Raw genomic sequence first — 17,069 nt, 5'->3', positions numbered from 1 at the left:
CGCGTGGCGCCCGGCTCACGCCCTCTTTACTGTCGCCTGCGGCAAGGTTGCATCATGCGGCACGCACTGACAAGAGAGGATGAAGGCTAAGTGCTATAAGGCAGTTATCGGCCGTGCGGGGGATTTCTGCAATCGAAGTGACAGAAGGTGTACAAACCTGTTCTGTGCGTACACCGAGCGCACAAAAAAAGCCCCGCCAAGTGGCGGGGTTGAGGTACGAGCGTGGCGCTCGGAAATCGGTGCGGCAAGGGCCTTCCCCGTAAAGGGAAGGCTCTGCGGCTTACAGCAGGATGGTGCGGATGTCGTTCAGCAACTGGCTCAGGCGCTGGGTGAAGCGTGCAGCGGCGGCGCCGTTGATCACACGGTGATCGTAGGACAGCGACAGTGGCAGCATCAGCTTGGGCTGGAACGCTTTACCGTCCCACACAGGCTGGATGGTGGCCTTGGAAACACCCAGGATCGCCACTTCCGGCGCGTTGACGATTGGCGTGAAGCCAGTGCCGCCAATGTGCCCGAGGCTGGAGATAGTGAAGCAGGCGCCCTGCATGTCATCCGGGGTGAGCTTCTTGTCGCGGGCCTTGGCAGCCAGCGCAGCCGCTTCACCAGCGAGTTGCAGCAGGCTCTTCTGGTCGACGTTCTTGATGACCGGTACCAGCAGGCCATCCGGAGTGTCGACGGCAAAGCCGATGTTGACGTACTTCTTGCGAATGATCGCCTTGCCGCTTGGCGCCAGCGAGCTGTTGAAGTCCGGCAGTTCCTTGAGCAGGTGCGCGCAGGCCTTGAGCAGCAGTGGCAGCACGGTCAGCTTCACGCCGGCCTTCTCGGCCACGGCTTTCTGCGCAACGCGGAAAGCTTCCAGGTCGGTGATGTCGGCCTGGTCGAACTGAGTCACGTGCGGGATGTTCAGCCAGCTGGCGTGCAGGCCGGCCGCGCCGATTTGCATCAGGCGGGTCATCGGCACTTCTTCGGTTTCGCCGAAGCGGCTGAAATCCACGGTACGGATCGGCGGAATGCCCGAGCCGCCCGTCGCGCCGGCAGCCGGTGCTTCCTTGGCCTTTTGCATCATGGCTTTGACGTAAGCCTGCACGTCTTCCTTCAGCACACGACCGTGCGGGCCGCTGGCCGAGACGGCGCTCAGCTCGACGCCGAACTCGCGGGCCAACTGACGCACGGCAGGGCCGGCGTGCACCTTGGCACCGCTTGGCGCAGGTGCGGCAGCAGCAGGGGCCGGTGTGGCCTCGGCTTTTGCAGCAGGTGCCGGGGCAGCAGCGGCCGGAGCGGCTTCAGCCTTGGCAGCCGGAGCAGCCGCCGGTGCTGGAGCGGCGGCCGGGGCAGCGCCTTGTACTTTCAGCTTGAGGATGAAGTCACCGGTGCCGACTTCGTCTTCCAGCTTGACCGCGATGCTTTCCACTACGCCGGCAGCCGGCGAAGGGATTTCCATGGAGGCCTTGTCGGACTCCAGGGTGATCAGCGACTGATCGGCTTCGACGGTGTCGCCGACCTTGACCAGCAGCTCGATGATCTTGGCCTTGCCCGACGAGCCGATGTCCGGGACGTGAATGTCCTGGACGGTGGCGGCGGCAGGTGCAGCAGCCGGGGCCGCTGGGGCCTCGGCAGCAGGTTTTTCAGCGGCAGGCGCAGGTTCAGCAGCGGCAGCCGGAGCCGCCGCAGGGGCTGCATCAGCGGCGCCTTCGATTTCCAGTTCCAGCAGTTCGTCGCCTTCTTTCAGGCGGTCGCCCAGCTTGACCTTCAGGCTCTTGACCACGCCGGCCTTGGGAGCAGGAATTTCCATGCTCGCCTTGTCCGACTCCAGGGTCAGGATGCTCTGGTCGGCTTCGACGGTGTCGCCGACCTTCACAAACAGCTCGATTACTTCACCTTCACCGCTGCCGATGTCAGGTACGCGAATGAGTTCGCTCACAAAAAATCTCCTCAGCAGTCCAGTGGGTTGCGTTTTTCCGGGTTGATCCCGAACTTGACGATGGCGTCAGCCACCACCTTGGGTTCGATCTCACCACGGTCAGCCAAGGCTTCCAGGGCTGCCAACACCACGAAGTGACGGTCGACTTCGAAGAAGTGACGCAGCTTCTTGCGGCTGTCACTGCGGCCGAAACCATCGGTGCCCAGGACTTTGAATTCCTTGGACGGGACCCACTGGCGAATTTGTTCAGCAAACAGTTTCATGTAGTCGGTAGAGGCAATGACTGGACCTTTACGGCCGGCCAGGCACTCTTCGACGTAGCTCTTGGCTGGCTTCTGGCCAGGGTGCAGACGGTTGCTGCGCTCTACGGCCAGGCCGTCGCGACGCAGTTCGTTGAAGCTGGTCACGCTCCACACGTCGGCGCCGACGTTGAATTCGTCACGCAGGATCTTCGCCGCTTCACGCACTTCGCGCAGGATGGTGCCGGAGCCCATCAGCTGTACGTGGTGCGCCGCTTCCTTGGTGTCTTCTTCGAGCAGGTACATGCCCTTGATGATGCCTTCTTCCACACCGGCCGGCATGGCTGGCTGCTGGTAGGACTCGTTCATCACGGTGATGTAGTAGAAAACGTCCTGCTGCTCTTCGGTCATCTTCTTCATGCCGTCCTGGATGATCACCGCCAGCTCATAGCCGTAGGTTGGATCAAAGGTGCGGCAGTTCGGGATGGTGGCAGCCAGGATGTGGCTGTGACCGTCTTCGTGTTGCAGGCCTTCGCCGTTCAGCGTGGTGCGCCCGGCGGTACCGCCGATCAGGAAGCCACGGGTACGGCTGTCGCCTGCTGCCCAAGCCAGGTCGCCAATACGCTGGAAGCCGAACATCGAATAGAAGATGTAGAACGGCAGCATCGGCTGGTTGTGGCTGGAGTACGAAGTACCGGCAGCGATGAAGGAGCTCATGGCGCCCGCTTCGTTGATGCCTTCTTCGAGGATCTGGCCCTTCTTGTCTTCCTTGTAGAACATCACCTGGTCTTTATCGACTGGCTCGTAGAGCTGGCCGACGGAGGAGTAGATGCCCAACTGGCGGAACATGCCTTCCATACCAAAGGTACGGGCTTCGTCCGGGATGATCGGGACGATGCGCGGGCCGATGTCCTTGTCCTTGACCAATTGCGCGAGGATGCGCACGAAGGCCATGGTGGTGGAGATTTCACGGTCGCCCGAGCCGTCAAGGATGGCCTTGAGGGTGCTCAGGTCCGGCGTCGGTACGCTGAAGCTGTTGGCGCGGCGCTGTGGCACGAAGCCACCCAGTGCGCTGCGGCGCTCGCTCAGGTAGCGGGCCTCGGCGCTGTTTGGCTCAGGCTTGAAGAACGGCAGGTTCTCCAGCTCTTCGTCCTTGACCGGAATGTCGAAGCGGTCGCGGAACAACTTCAGGCTGTCGACATCGACTTTCTTGGTGTTGTGCGCGGTGTTCTTCGCTTCGCCGGCACCGGTGCCATAACCCTTGATGGTCTTGGCCAGGATGACGGTTGGTTGTTCTTTGTGGTTGACCGCTTCGTGGTACGCCGCGTAGACCTTGTACGGGTCGTGGCCGCCACGGTTGAGCTTCCAGATTTCGTCGTCGGACAGGTCGGCAACCATCGCCTTGAGTTCAGGCGTGTTGAAGAAGTGTTCGCGAACGAACGCGCCGTCTTTGGCCTTGTAGTTCTGGTACTCGCCGTCGATGACTTCGTCCATGCGACGTTGCAGGATGCCGTCGACGTCCTTGGCCAGCAGTGGGTCCCAGAAACGGCCCCAGATGACCTTGGTCACATTCCACTGAGCACCACGGAACACGCCTTCGAGTTCCTGGATGATCTTGCCGTTGCCGCGAACCGGGCCGTCGAGGCGCTGCAGGTTGCAGTTGATGACGAAGATCAGGTTGTCGAGCTTCTCGCGGCCGGCCAGGGAAATGGCCCCCAGGGATTCCGGCTCGTCGCACTCGCCGTCACCCAGGAAGCACCAGACTTTCTGCTTGCCTTCCGGGATGAAGCCACGGGCTTCCAGGTACTTCATGAAGCGTGCCTGGTAGATCGCCTGGATCGGGCCCAGACCCATGGAAACGGTCGGGAACTGCCAGAAATCAGGCATCAGCCAAGGGTGCGGGTAGGACGACAGGCCCTGACCGTCGACTTCCTGGCGGAAGTTGTTCATTTGCTCTTCGCTGATGCGACCTTCCATGAACGCACGGGCGTAGACGCCTGGCGAGGTGTGGCCCTGGAAGTAGATCAGGTCGCCGCCGTGTTCGTCGGTCGGGGCCTGGAAGAAGTAGTTGAAGCCGATGTCATACAGGGTGGCGCTGGAAGCGAAGCTGGAAATGTGACCGCCCAGGTCCGAATCTTTCAAGTTCGTGCGCATTACCATCGCCATGGCGTTCCAACGTACCAGCGAGCGAATGCGGCGTTCCATGAACAGGTCGCCAGGCATGCGTGCTTCGTGGGTAACGGGGATGGTGTTGCGGTATGGCGTAGTGATGGCGTAAGGCAGTTGCGAGCCGCTGCGGGTCGCGAGTTCGCCCATACGGGTCATCAGGTAGTGAGCACGGTCTTCGCCTTCTTTGTCGAGAACCGATTCCAGGGCGTCCAGCCATTCCTGGGTTTCGACGGGATCGAGGTCTTGCATGGCTTGCTCCAGGGCGGAAAGGCTACCAGAATCGGTTGCCTGAAGTTTGCGACTGGCCTTGTGGGCAGACGACATAAATTCTTGGATGGCCGAAGGTTGCTTCGGCGTCCTGTAGTTTTACTACAAATCGTCGGCCATTTCAGCCTTTCGAATGTATATACGAGTAGTAAAACTACACAAGACTGAGCGTATGGCTCGGTCTTGCTGGTGAGCATAATCGTTATTGTTGGTCTATTGCGAACAAGAAAAGGTGAAAGTTTGATGTTGCCTGCCAAGATTAATTTAATTTCAGCTATTTCTAACTTTTGTTCGACAGTCCTTCATCGAGCATGGCTCTTGCGTTCACAACTACACGCCAATTACACGCCGATCAAGGATAGACCATGAGCCTTCCAACGCTGGCCGAACTGCCGGCCATTCTCTTGCCTTATGCCCAGCGGGCCGAGCAGTCATTTCGTGACGCGGTGGCCGCGCTGGACGACGATCATGGCCTTTCTGCGTGGACGCCGCAACGGTGGGCCGACTTCGCCCGCGTGTGCGCTGCCAGTGATTTTGTCATTGAACAGAGTGTTCGTGACCCTTTGATGTTGCTCGAACTGGTGGCCTGGGGTGAGCTGGACCGCAGCTTTGCGCCCGGTGAGCTGTGCAGCCAGATTGCCGGCGCCGTGCAACAGGCCGAAACAGAAGATGAGTTGGGCCGCGTGCTGCGCCGCCAGCGCACGCGCCAGCAGGTGCGCATCATCTGGCGCGACCTGACGCGCCAGGCCGACCTGGTGCAAACCTGTCGCGACCTTTCCGACATGGCCGACGCCAGCATCGACCAGGCCTACCAATGGCTGTACCAGCGCCACTGCGCGCAGTTCGGCACGCCGACCGGGCGGCGCAGCGGTGAGGCGCAGCATATGGTCATCCTCGGCATGGGCAAGCTCGGTGCGGTGGAGCTGAATCTCTCGTCGGATATCGACCTGATTTTTGCCTACCCCGAAGGCGGCGAGACGGTGGGGGTAAAGCGCTCCCTGGACAATCAGGAATTCTTTATTCGTCTTGGTCAAAAATTGATCAAGGCCCTTGATCCTATGACGGTCGACGGTTTTGTCTTCCGTGTGGATATGCGCCTGCGTCCCTACGGCTCGGCCGGTGCGCTGGTGCTCAGCTTCAACGCGTTGGAGCAGTACTACCAGGATCAGGGCCGGGATTGGGAACGCTACGCCATGATCAAGGCGCGCGTAGTGGCCGGTGATCAAGTCGCCGGCGCGCAGTTGCTCGATATGCTGCGCCCGTTCGTCTACCGCCGCTACCTGGACTTTTCCGCCATCGAAGCGCTGCGCACCATGAAGCAGTTGATCCAGCAGGAAGTACGGCGCAAGGGTATGGCCGAGAACATCAAGCTGGGCTCAGGCGGCATTCGGGAGGTGGAGTTTATTGCCCAGGCGTTCCAGCTGATTCATGGCGGCCGCGACCTCAGCCTGCAACAACGCCCACTGCTGAACGTGCTGGGTACGCTTGAGGGGCAGGGTTACCTGCCGGCTGCGGTGATCACCGAACTGCGCAATGGCTACGAATTCCTGCGCTACACCGAGCACGCCATCCAGGCGATTGCCGACCGCCAGACCCAAATGCTGCCGCACAATCCCGAAGATCAGGCGCGTATCGCCTTCATGCTGGGCTTCAGCGACTGGGCTGCGTTCCACGAACGCCTGATGTACTGGCGTGGCCGCGTGGACTGGCACTTTCGTCAAGTGATTGCCGACCCTGATGAAGAAGAAGGCGAAGAAAGTGAATTGGTCGTCGGTGGTGAGTGGTTGCCGCTGTGGGAGGAATCCCAGGATGACGACGCCGCGTGCCGTCAATTGGCCGAGGGCGGTTTCACCGATGCACCCAAAGCCCTCAAGGCCTTGGCCGGCCTGCGTGGCAGCCCGCAGTTGCGTGCCATGCAGCGGCTGGGGCGCGAGCGCCTGGATGCATTCATTCCGCGCCTGCTGGCCCAGGCGGTCGAGCACGCCAACCCGGACCTGGTGCTGGAGCGCGTGTTGCCGTTGGTGGAGGCCGTCGCCCGGCGTTCGGCCTATCTGGTGTTGCTCACCGAGAACCCGGATGCGCTGCGTCGCCTGCTGACCCTGTGCGCCGCCAGCCCGTGGATCGCCGAACAGATCACCCGTTTCCCGTTGTTGCTCGATGAACTGCTCAACGAGGGCCGCCTGTTCAAGCCGCCGCTGGCGCCGGAGTTGGCAGCCGAGCTGCGCGAGCGCCTCACCCGCATTCCCGAGGACGACCTTGAACAGCAAATGGAGGCCCTGCGTCACTTTAAATTGGCGCACCGCCTGCGAGTCGCGGCCTCGGAAATCGCTGGCAGCCTGCCGCTGATGAAAGTCAGCGACTACCTCACCTGGCTGGCCGAAGCCATTCTTGAGCAAGTGCTGGCCCTGGCCTGGCGCCAGACTGTCGCCCGCCACGGCGCGCCGCAGCGCCTGGACGGTACCCTGTGCGATCCTGGGTTCATCATTGTCGGTTATGGGAAAGTCGGCGGCATCGAACTGGGGCATGGTTCGGATCTGGATCTGGTGTTTATCCACGATGGCGACCCCCAGGCCGAGACCGATGGCGCCAAGCCGATTGACGGCGCGCAGTTCTTCACGCGTCTGGGCCAGCGCATCATTCACCTGCTGACCACCCAAACCAACTCCGGCCAGCTGTATGAAGTGGACATGCGCCTGCGACCTTCCGGCGCATCCGGCTTGCTGGTGAGCTCCCTGGGCGCCTTCGATCGCTATCAACAAAATGAAGCCTGGACCTGGGAACATCAGGCGCTCATCCGCGCACGGGTGCTGGTGGGCAGCCAGGATGTGGGCCATGCATTCGAGCAGGTACGTGCCAACGTATTGGGGCGTGAACGGGACTTGGCGAAGCTGCGCCAGGAGGTCAGCGAGATGCGCACCAAGATGCGCGATAACCTGGGTACCAAGGCCACGGCGGCCGGCAGGGGCGCCAATGCCTTCGAGGCCACGGCGGTGTTCGACCTCAAGCAGGACGCCGGAGGTATCGTCGATATTGAATTTATGGTGCAATACGCGGCTTTGGCGTGGTCTGCGCAACATCCATCGTTGCTGCGCTACACCGACAATATTCGCATTCTGGAGGGCCTTGAGCAGGTCGGGCTGATGCCCGCCGCCGATGCCCATTTGCTGCGTGAGGTATATAAGGCCTACCGCTCCGCCGCCCACCGCCAGGCCTTGCAGAACGAGGCCGGCACGGTCGCCGGGGACCAGTTTGCCGACGAACGGCGACACGTGATGCGAATCTGGCAAGCGCTGGGCTTAAATTGAAACTCGACTGATTGGGCGACGCCAATTTTTATATGGGATGCGGATTAATGTGGGAGCCGGGCTTGCCCGCGATGCAGGCGCCTCGGTTTATCAGTGATACCGAGGTGATGCAATCGCAGGCAAGCCAGCTCCCACATAAAGATGCTCCCTGGCGCGCCGCGATCTACAGTCATTATCGAGGCGGGGAGGCATAAGCCTCCCCGCATCGTTTGTGGAAACTACATGAATATTCTGATCGTTGGGCCCAGTTGGGTCGGTGACATGGTGATGGCACAGACACTTTTCCAGTGCCTGCGCCAGCGCTATCCAGACTGCCAGATCGACGTGCTCGCCCCTGAGTGGAGCCGGCCGATCCTGGAGCGCATGCCCGAGGTGCGCAAGGCCTTGAGCTTTCCGCTCGGCCACGGTGCCCTGGAACTGGCGACCCGCCGACGCATCGGCAAATCCATGGCCGGCCAGTACGACCAGGCGATCCTGTTGCCCAACTCGCTCAAGTCGGCGCTGGTGCCTTTTTTTGCCGGCATCCCCAAGCGCACCGGCTGGCGCGGTGAGTTTCGCTATGTGCTGCTCAATGACGTACGCACCCTGGATAAAGCCCGCTACCCGCTGATGATCGAGCGCTTCATGGCCCTGGCCTACGAGCCCGGCGCGCAATTGCCCACGCCGTACCCGCGCCCCAGCTTGCAGATCGACCCGGTGACCCGCGATGCGGCGCTGGCCAAGTTCGGCCTCACCCTTGATCGGCCGGTTCTGGCCTTGTGCCCTGGCGCCGAGTTTGGCGAGTCCAAGCGCTGGCCGTCGGAGCATTACGCCAAGGTCGCCGAGACCAAGATCCGCGAAGGCTGGCAGGTGTGGCTGTTCGGTTCGAAGAACGATCATTCGGTAGGTGAAGATATTCGTCAGCGCCTGATTCCCGGCCTGCGCGAAGAGGCGGTGAACCTCAGTGGCGACACGTCCCTGGCCGAGGCTATCGACTTGTTGTCCTGCGCCGACTCGGTGGTGTCCAACGACTCCGGCCTGATGCATGTGGCGGCGGCGCTGAACCGCCCGCTGGTAGCGGTGTACGGCTCCACGTCCCCAGGCTTCACCCCGCCCTTGGCCGACAAGGTCGAAGTGGTGCGCCTGGGCCTGGATTGCAGCCCGTGTTTTGATCGCACCTGCCGCTTCGGCCACTACAACTGCCTGCGCCAATTGCTGCCGCAGCCGATAACCGATGCCTTGCAGCGGTTGCAGGGCGATGTGGTCGAGGTTCACTGAGTTGCGGGTACTGGTAGTCAAGACCTCATCCCTGGGCGATGTGATCCATGCCTTGCCGGCGTTGACCGATGCAGCACGGGCGATTCCCGGCATTCGCTTTGATTGGGTGGTGGAAGAAGGCTTTGCCGAAATCCCGACCTGGCACCCGGCGGTGGACAAGGTGATCCCGGTGGCGATTCGCCGCTGGCGCAAAAACCTTTGGCAAACCATCAAGAGTGGCGAGTGGCGGCGTTTCAAGCAGACCGTGCAGTCGACCAAGTATGACCTGGTGATCGACGCCCAGGGCCTGCTGAAAAGCGCCTGGCTGACCCGCTATGTGCGTGCTCCAGTGGCCGGCTTTGATAAAAACTCGGCCCGTGAGCCGATCGCTGCGCGTTTTTATTCACGACGCCTGGCCGTGGCCCGCGGGCAACACGCGGTAGAGCGCTTGCGCCAACTGTTCGCCGTGGCCCTGGGCTACGACCTGCCCAAAGGCTTGGGCGACTATGGCCTGAGCGTTGAAAAGCTGCTGGGCCTGCCGCCGAAAAAACCCTTTGTGTTGCTGCTGCACGGCACTACCTGGGACACCAAGCACTGGCCCGAAGCCTATTGGCGTGAGCTGGCCGAACGCATGGGGCGCCTGGGCGTGGACGTGAAATTGCCGTGGGGTAACGCCGCCGAAAAGGCTCGGGCCGAGCGCCTGGCCCAAGGCCTGCCCAACGCCGAAGTGCTGCCCAAACTCAACCTGGCGGGCGTGGCCGGCGTGTTGGCGGGCGCCCGCGCCTGTGTGGCGGTGGACACCGGCCTCGGTCACCTGGCGGCAGCGCTGGATGTGCCGACCATTTCCCTGTTCGGCCCCACCAATCCGGGCCTTACTGGCGCTTACGGCAAGGGCCAGATCCATTTGGCCAGCGACTGGCCGTGTGCGCCGTGCCTGCAAAAGCAGTGTACCTATCAACCTACCGCCGACGACCTGCGGCGGTTCGACATCAAGCGTGAGTCGCCCCTGTGCTTCACGCGCTTGAATCCTGAGCGTGTAGCAAGCCGGCTGAGCACGTTGTTACTGGCTGAGGAGCAGCACTGATGCAACTGGCTTTTGTTCTGTACAAGTACTTTCCCTTCGGTGGCTTGCAGCGCGACTTCATGCGCATCGCCCTGGAGTGCCAGCAGCGCGGCCACAAGATTCGTGTCTATACGCTGATCTGGGAAGGCGACATCCCACCCGGCTTCGAAGTACTGGTGGCGCCGGTCAAGGCGCTGGTCAATCACCGTCGCAATGAAAAGCTGTATGCCTGGATACAGGCCGACCTGGCCAAGCGGCCGGTGGATCGCGTGGTGGGCTTCAACAAGATGCCGGGGCTGGATGTGTATTTTGCCGCCGACGGGGTGTTCGAAGACAAGGCTCAAAACCTGCGCAACCCCATGTACCGCTGGTTCGGGCGCTATCGGCACTTCGCCGAATACGAGCGCGCGGTGTTCGATAAGGACGCCAAGACCCAAATCATGGTGCTGTCCGAACATCAGCAGAAGTTGTTCACCCAGTATTACGGCACCCAGGCCGAGCGTTTCCACTTGCTGCCGCCGGGCATTGCCCGCGACCGGCGCGCTCCGCCTGACGCGGCCGAAATCCGCGCCGAGTTTCGTCGTGAGTTCGGCCTGGCCGAGGACGACCTGTTGCTGGTGCAGATCGGTTCGGGCTTCAAGACCAAGGGCGTCGACCGCAGCCTCAAGGCCGTGGCCGCCTTGCCTTCCAAGCTGAAGAAGCGCACCCGACTGTTTGTAATCGGTCAGGACGACCCCAAGGTATTCCAATTGCAGAGTGCGGCATTGGGTCTGGGCGATCAGGTGCAGTTCTTCAAGGGCCGCAGTGATATCCCGCGTTTCCTGCTGGGCGCCGACCTGCTGATTCACCCTGCGTACAACGAGGCGGCCGGCATGGTGCTGGTCGAAGCGGTGGTCGCCGGCCTCCCGGTACTGGTGAGCCGGGTGTGTGGCTACGCGTTCTACATCGACAAGGCCCAGAGCGGCCGGGTGTTGGACGAGCCGTTCGAGCAAGCCCAGCTCAACCAGTACCTGGTGGATATGCTCGACGATCCACACGCGCGTGCGACCTGGAGTCGCAATGGTCTGGCCTTCGCCGAGACGGCCGACCTCTATAGCATGCCGCAGTACGCTGCGGACCTGATTCTGGCGGAGCCAAACCGATGAAGTTGATTCTAGCCGAACCCTTCAAGACCCTCTGGGCCGGACGCGATGCGTTCGCCGAGGTCGAGAAGCTGCAAGGCCAGGTGTTCCGCGAGCTGGCCGCTCGCCGTACGTTGCGTACGGTGGTCGAAGGCCAGCCTTACTTTGTGAAGATTCACCGTGGCATTGGCTGGGGCGAAATCCTCAAGAACCTGGTCACGGCCAAGTTGCCGGTACTGGGCGCAGGCCTGGAGTGGCTGGCGATCCAGCGCCTGCAAGCGCTGGGCGTGCCGACCATGACCGCCGTGGCCTTTGGCGAAAAAGGCAGCAACCCGGCCGACCAGCATTCGTTCATCATTACCCAGGAACTGACGCCGATTATCAGCCTGGAAGACTTGACCCTCGATTGGGTCAAGCAACCGCCCGTGCCGGCCATCAAACACGCCTTGACCCGTGAGCTGGCGCGCACCGTCGGCGCGATGCACCGCGGTGGCGTGAACCATCGCGACTGCTACCTCTGCCATTTCCTGTTGCACACGGACCAGCCCATTACCGTCGACAATCTGAAATTGTCGGTGATCGACCTGCACCGTGCGCAGGTGCGTCCGACGATTCCACTGCGCTGGCGTAACAAGGACCTGGCCGGCCTGTATTACTCCGCATTGGAGATCGGCCTGACCCAGCGCGACAAGCTGCGCTTTCTCAAGACGTACTTCCAGCAGCCGTTGCGCCAGATCCTGGCGGAGCAAGCTGCGCTGCTGTCTGAGCTTGAGCGCATGGCCGCCAAGCTTTACGCGCGCAAGCAACGATACGGGGATGCGCTCTGATGGCGGGTTGGAACCTGGAACCTGCCTATGCCGCCCTGGCGGATGACTTTGGAAGCCTGGAGGCGGTATTTGCCTTGCAAGGCGAGCGATTGACCCGCGACCCGCTGTCGGAAGTCATCCGGGTCGAGCGCGGCGGGGTCAATTATTACGTCAAGCGCTACGTGGGCGCCGGCAAAGGCTTGCGCCGTTACCTGGGCAGGCCGCGGGTGAAATCCGAATGGCAGAACCTCAAGCGTTTCGCCAAGTGGGGCATCCCGACGGCTGATGTCGTCGCCTGGGGCCTGGACCGCAAGGGCCTGGCTTATAACCGGGGCGCGATGATTACCCGCGAGCTGCCCAAGACGGAAGACTTGTCAGTGCTGGCCGAGCGCAATGACGAACGCCTGAAAGACCCCCGGTGGGTCGATGGCATCAGCCGCCAGCTCGCCGAATACACGCGCACCATGCATGAGCACCGCTTCACTCATAACGACTTGAAGTGGCGCAACCTGCTGGTGGACGACCAACGAACCCTGTACCTGATCGATTGCCCCAACGGTGATTTCTGGCGTGGTTTCTGGCTCAAGTACCGCATCACCAAGGACTTGGCTTGCCTGGACAAGGTCGCCAAATATCACCTGTCGGCCACCCAGCGCCTGCGTTTCTACCTGCAATACCGCCAGCGCACGCACTTGTCGGCGTCGGACAAACGGCGAATTCGTCACGTGGTGAAGTTTTTTGAGGGACGCGAATGAGTGACTTCCTGGCGGCCGAAGACCGCGCCTTGCTTGAGCGCAACGGTCTGGCGACGTTTGACGCCCTGTGGGCCAAGCAACTGGACGCAGTGGACGAGCCCAATACCAGTCACGGCGGCTGGAGCAGTGTGTATCGCCTGGAGCTTGAAGGGCAGGGCTATTACCTCAAGCGCCAGAGCAACTACCTGACGCGCACCTTGCACCGGCCGTTTGGCGAGCCGAGTTTTGCGCGCGAGTTCCGTAATATCAGCCTGTATCGAAAGCTCGGAATCCCTGCTCTGCAGGCGGCGTTCTTCGGTGAGCGCAAGGTTAAGGGCGAGCGCCGGGCAATGCTGCTTACCCGTGCTCTGGATGGTTGGAACGACCTGGATTCGTTGCTGGAGCAGTGGCAGCAATTGAGCGTCGCCCAGCACAGTGCGATCCTGTCGGCGTGCGGCAAGCTGGCGCGTCATCTGCACAGCGTCGGGCAGGTGCATGGCTGTTTTTACCCCAAGCATATTTTCCTGCAGGCCACCGCTGAGGGTTATGCCGCGCAGCTGATCGACCTGGAAAAAACCCGTCCGTTGCTGTTTGGCTGGCGTGACCGGGTCAAGGACCTGGAACCGCTGCTGCGTCGCGCGCCCCAATGGTCGGACGCGCAGGTGCGCCAGCTGCTGGCGGCGTATCTTGAGCAGCCCGAGGACAGCGACCTGGTCTCCACTTGGCACCAGCGCCTGACCGCACGCCGCAGCCACAAGGAGAACCGCTGATGCGTTTATCCGAGCTGAAAAATGCCGGCCGTAGCCCCAGCCTGCCGTTGACCATCGATCTGGCGGATGCGGCAGGCCCGGGGCAGTTGCAACTGCTGAGCCTGCTGCGGGTGTTGCCCGGGCAGCGCTACGTGGGCGCGGCAGTGTGGCGTGGTCGCCCGGTATTGGCCAAATTGTTGGTTGGCAGCAAGGCGGCGCGGCATTTTCAGCGTGAACTCAAGGGTGTGCGTTTGTTGGCTGAGCAAGGCCTGACCACACCGTTGTTGTTGGCCGATGGCTTGCAGGACGGCGAGGGCGGCTGGCTGCTGTTTGAGTTTATCGAGGGCGCCCAAAGCCTAGCCGATGCGTGGCACGCCGTCGAACATCTGCCGCCGTTGGCGGACGAACAAACCGCCGTGCTCGCCGAAGCATTGGGCGCGATTGCGCAAATGCATGCCAAAGGCCTGTGGCAGGAAGACCTGCACCTGGACAACCTGCTGCGCCAGGACGGCAAGCTGTACTTGATCGATGGCGCAGGCATTTGTGTCGAGGAGGCGGGTAAGCCGTTGTCGCGCAATCGCGTGCTGGAAAACCTCGGCGTGTTTTTCGCCCAGCTGCCGAAAAACCTTGAGCCGTTTACCGAAGAATTATTGGTGTACTACCTGCTGGGTAATGGTGAGCACGCCTTGCCGCTGCAAGCCCTGGAAAAGCAGGTGCGCAAAGTCAGCGCCTGGCGCTTGAAGGACTTTCTGGACAAGACTGGCCGCGAATGCACGCTGTTCAGCGTGGTGCGTGGCGCCTTTGGCTTGCGTGCGATTCGTCGCGAAGAAGAAACGGCCATGTTACCGGTGCTGGAACAGGCAGACGCCTTGCTCGACCAGGGCCACCTGTACAAGACTGGCGGCGCGGCCAGTGTGGCCAAGGTCGAAGTGGCTGGTCGGCCGTTGGTGATCAAGCGCTACAACATCAAAGGCTTTGCCCACTGGCTCAAGCGCTTCTGGCGCCCGAGCCGAGCCTGGCATTCCTGGCGCGAGGGTAACCGCCTGGCGTTTCTCGGCTTTGCTACGCCCAAGCCACTGGCGGTGCTGGAGAAGCGCTTTTTATGGCTGCGCAGCCGTGCGTATCTGGTCACCGAGTTTCTGCCGGGGCCGGACATCATCGAGCGCTTTGCGCCGTATGTTGAAAACGGCGATGCGCCTGAGAGCGAGCTGCTCGCACTGGAACAGTTGTTTACCCAGTTGATTGGCGAGCGCATCAGTCATGGCGATTTCAAAGGCCATAACCTGTTCTGGAATGACGGGCGTTGGGCGATGATTGATCTGGATGCCATGTGTCAGCACGGCTCTGTTGCCAGTTTTGCGCCGGCATACGCTAAAGACCGGGCGCGGTTTATGCGCAATTGGCCGCAGGGCAGTGCGTTGTATCAGTTGATCGATCAGCGGTTGCCTAAAACCATCGTGGTTTAAGCGGGCGCCTGATACCCAAATGTGGAAGGGGGCAAGCCCCCTCCCACATCAGAATTGATATTCAGCCCCAGCGCCTGCATACCACGAGCGCCCCGGTGCTGCTTCGTAGTAGCGCCCGTTGCCGTCACCCACAATCACCGACCCCACATATTGACGATCCAGCAGGTTATCCAGGCGCAAGGTCTGGTGAAAGGTCCAGTGCTCCACCTTCTGCTCAAACCGTGCCCGCCAGTTGAAGACGCTGTAGCCCGGTGCAGCGTGTTGGCTATTGGTGTCTTCGACATAGACTTTGCTGCGGTACATACCTTCGATGGCCGTGCTGACCCAGTCCCGTGGCTTCCAGTTCAGTTCGGCGAACAGGGTGGTTTGGGGGACGCCGGGGAGGTAGTTGCCCTTGTCGATGGTGTTGGCGCCGCTGGCGAAATCGCTGTCGTAGGTGGCTTGGAGGCGGGTATAGGCGAGGCTGGTGCTCCAGTGCTCGTTCAGTTGGCTTTCAACACCCAGTTCGAAGCCGCGACGTAGTGTGCGACCGGCGTTCTGGTAGCTGGTACGGCCACCGATGGATTGCTGCACCACCAGTTCGTCCTCGGTAGTGATTTGAAAAACGGCGGCGTTGATCCGCGTGTTGTTCAGTTGCGCCTTCACACCTATTTCATACTGAGTGCTTTCAGGCGGCTTCAAGCCGAAGTTGAAGCCCTCGACGTTGCCCGGGGCATAGGCCAGCTCGGCCTGGGTCGGGGTTTCAAAGCCCTTGCCTGCACTGATATAGCCGTGCAGGTCGGGCGTGAATGCATACATCACGCTCATCGAAGGCGTGTTTTTCTGGTAGGTCTTGTTACCACTGGCATCGCCATTGCTCAGGAATTGATCATCGACGTCCATCTGCATGGTGCTGTGCCGGACACCGGCTTGCAGGGTCCAGCGGTCGAGGGCCCAGTTGGCCTGGATATACGGATCGAGGCTACGAGCCGTGTCGATTTCGTCGCGGCGTAGTTGGCCTTTCACGCCGAGGGTGTTGCCGCTGTAGTTCTGATAACCGTGGCGGCTGTCTTCGCTTTGGTCGAAGTCCAGGCCAGTGATGATCATCAAGTCGCCGGGCGCACTGTCGATGGGCTGCATCCAGCGCACGCTGCCACCGTAGAACTTGCGGTCGAATTGCACCACGCCGCCGCCACGTTCGTTGGCGGGTGTGCCTTTTGGGATCGACAGGTACTGAATCACACTGCGGCGCCCGGTATACGCATTGACCTGCAACGTCGCATTGCCGATGTAGCGCTCGTAGTTCATTCCCAATTGCTGGTGATCGATGCTTTTACGCGTGTTATAGGTCAGCGCGTTGGCGCTTACCGAACGCGGATCGGCCTTGTACGCTGTCCAGGTCTGCCCCAGCGGATCCTGCGTACCGTTCTGCTCCAGGCTGCTGTAGATCAATGCCAGCTTGCTGTCGTCATCCGGCTGGAAGTTGAGCTTGGCGAAGGTCTGGTCGCGCCGGGCGCTGCTGTGGTCGCGGTAGCCGTTGGTGTCCATGCGTGAGGCATCGAGCACGAACCCGGCACCATTCGCCGCGCCTTCCGCGCTAAGGTGGTTCTTGTTCAGCCCGTCGCTGCCCACCAGCGTTTCTGCGCCGATGCGCGGTGGGCCTTCGCCGTCGCGGGAGAACATTTGGATCACACCGCCGGCGTTACTGCCATACAGAGTCGCCGCCGGGCCGCGCAGCACTTCGATGCGCTCGGCAGTGTCGAGGTTGAACGTTGCGGCCTGGCCCTGGCCGTCGGGGGTGCTGGCGGGGATGCCATCGGCGATCAGCTTGATGCCTCGTACGCCAAACGCCGAACGGGCGCCGAAGCCGCGGGACGAGATCTGCAAGTCTTGTGCATAGTTCTGGCGGTTCTGCACCACCAGGCCGGGCACGCGGGACAGGGCTTCGGAGGCGTTGATGCCCAGTTGGCCGTTGCTGATTTGTTCACGATTAATGCCGTCTACCGAATACGGC

The 17,069-nt window shown here is 61.5% G+C and carries 11 protein-coding genes; 8 read left to right on the top strand and 3 right to left on the bottom strand.

Annotated elements, in window-relative coordinates; all coding sequences use genetic code 11:
• Positions 1–280 precede the first annotated feature (280 nt).
• Both aceF and aceE read right to left on the bottom strand, forming a co-directional pair.
• Positions 281–1,921, bottom strand: coding sequence for a dihydrolipoyllysine-residue acetyltransferase (gene aceF, locus TK42_RS07390; RefSeq protein ID WP_103733920.1), 1,641 nt, complete (start codon positions 1,919–1,921; stop codon positions 281–283).
• Between the two features lie 11 nt (positions 1,922–1,932).
• A complete protein-coding gene (aceE, locus tag TK42_RS07385) occupies positions 1,933–4,578 on the bottom strand; it encodes a pyruvate dehydrogenase (acetyl-transferring), homodimeric type (RefSeq protein ID WP_003187985.1) in 2,646 nt (881 codons plus the stop codon).
• A 383-nt stretch (positions 4,579–4,961) separates the two neighbouring features.
• On the opposite strand from aceE, the gene glnE reads away from it, so the two are divergent.
• The 8 genes from glnE to TK42_RS07345 all read left to right on the top strand — a co-directional run bounded on the left by glnE (position 4,962) and on the right by TK42_RS07345 (position 15,076).
• A complete protein-coding gene (gene glnE, locus TK42_RS07380) occupies positions 4,962–7,901 on the top strand; it encodes a bifunctional [glutamate--ammonia ligase]-adenylyl-L-tyrosine phosphorylase/[glutamate--ammonia-ligase] adenylyltransferase (protein ID WP_103733919.1) in 2,940 nt (979 codons plus the stop codon).
• A gap of 222 nt (positions 7,902–8,123) precedes the next feature.
• Positions 8,124–9,158, top strand: coding sequence for a lipopolysaccharide heptosyltransferase II (gene waaF, locus TK42_RS07375; protein WP_103733918.1), 1,035 nt, complete (start codon positions 8,124–8,126; stop codon positions 9,156–9,158).
• 1 nt (position 9,159) lies between these two features.
• Positions 9,160–10,221: a lipopolysaccharide heptosyltransferase I gene (waaC, locus tag TK42_RS07370; protein ID WP_078820124.1), complete on the top strand. Its 1,062-nt coding sequence runs from the start codon at positions 9,160–9,162 to the stop codon at positions 10,219–10,221.
• The gene (locus tag TK42_RS07365) at positions 10,221–11,345 is read left to right on the top strand and encodes a glycosyltransferase family 4 protein (protein ID WP_005784135.1); all 1,125 of its coding nucleotides are present in this window, start codon (positions 10,221–10,223) and stop codon (positions 11,343–11,345) included. The genes waaC and TK42_RS07365 overlap by 1 nt, the downstream gene beginning before the upstream one ends.
• On the top strand, positions 11,342–12,148 hold the full coding sequence (gene rfaP / locus TK42_RS07360) for a lipopolysaccharide core heptose(I) kinase RfaP (protein WP_032878264.1): 807 nt from the start codon (positions 11,342–11,344) through the stop codon (positions 12,146–12,148). Before TK42_RS07365 ends, rfaP begins: the two co-directional genes overlap by 4 nt.
• The gene (locus TK42_RS07355) at positions 12,148–12,882 is read left to right on the top strand and encodes a lipopolysaccharide kinase InaA family protein (protein WP_005784139.1); all 735 of its coding nucleotides are present in this window, start codon (positions 12,148–12,150) and stop codon (positions 12,880–12,882) included. The genes rfaP and TK42_RS07355 overlap by 1 nt, the downstream gene beginning before the upstream one ends.
• Positions 12,879–13,631 carry a lipopolysaccharide kinase InaA family protein gene (locus tag TK42_RS07350; RefSeq protein WP_032878263.1) on the top strand — a complete coding sequence of 251 codons (753 nt, stop codon included), beginning with the start codon at positions 12,879–12,881 and terminating at the stop codon, positions 13,629–13,631. Before TK42_RS07355 ends, TK42_RS07350 begins: the two co-directional genes overlap by 4 nt.
• Positions 13,631–15,076 (top strand): lipopolysaccharide kinase InaA family protein, encoded by a 1,446-nt coding sequence (locus tag TK42_RS07345; RefSeq protein WP_103733917.1) that lies wholly within the window; start codon positions 13,631–13,633, stop codon positions 15,074–15,076. The genes TK42_RS07350 and TK42_RS07345 overlap by 1 nt, the downstream gene beginning before the upstream one ends.
• Before the next feature lie 48 nt (positions 15,077–15,124).
• Here TK42_RS07345 and TK42_RS07340 read toward each other — a convergent pair.
• Positions 15,125–17,069 (bottom strand): TonB-dependent receptor (locus TK42_RS07340; RefSeq protein WP_256584523.1); only part of this gene is annotated, 1,945 nt, incomplete at its 5' end.

The sequence above is a fragment of the Pseudomonas sp. GZJR-8 genome (assembly GCF_002916705.1).
Lineage (GTDB): Bacteria > Pseudomonadota > Gammaproteobacteria > Pseudomonadales > Pseudomonadaceae > Aquipseudomonas > Aquipseudomonas synxantha_A.
This window is presented reverse-complemented; position numbering and strand designations above follow the sequence as displayed.

Excerpts from the sequence above, each read along its gene's own strand:
- aceE (WP_003187985.1), bottom strand. The coding sequence starts at position 4,578 with ATGCAAGACCTCGATCCCGTCGAAACCCAGGAATGGCTGGACGCCCTG.
- glnE (WP_103733919.1), top strand. The coding sequence starts at position 4,962 with ATGAGCCTTCCAACGCTGGCCGAACTGCCGGCCATTCTCTTGCCTTAT.
- waaF (WP_103733918.1), top strand. The coding sequence starts at position 8,124 with ATGAATATTCTGATCGTTGGGCCCAGTTGGGTCGGTGACATGGTGATG.
- TK42_RS07365 (WP_005784135.1), top strand. The coding sequence starts at position 10,221 with ATGCAACTGGCTTTTGTTCTGTACAAGTACTTTCCCTTCGGTGGCTTG.
- rfaP (WP_032878264.1), top strand. The coding sequence starts at position 11,342 with ATGAAGTTGATTCTAGCCGAACCCTTCAAGACCCTCTGGGCCGGACGC.
- TK42_RS07355 (WP_005784139.1), top strand. The coding sequence starts at position 12,148 with ATGGCGGGTTGGAACCTGGAACCTGCCTATGCCGCCCTGGCGGATGAC.
- TK42_RS07350 (WP_032878263.1), top strand. The coding sequence starts at position 12,879 with ATGAGTGACTTCCTGGCGGCCGAAGACCGCGCCTTGCTTGAGCGCAAC.
- TK42_RS07345 (WP_103733917.1), top strand. The coding sequence starts at position 13,631 with ATGCGTTTATCCGAGCTGAAAAATGCCGGCCGTAGCCCCAGCCTGCCG.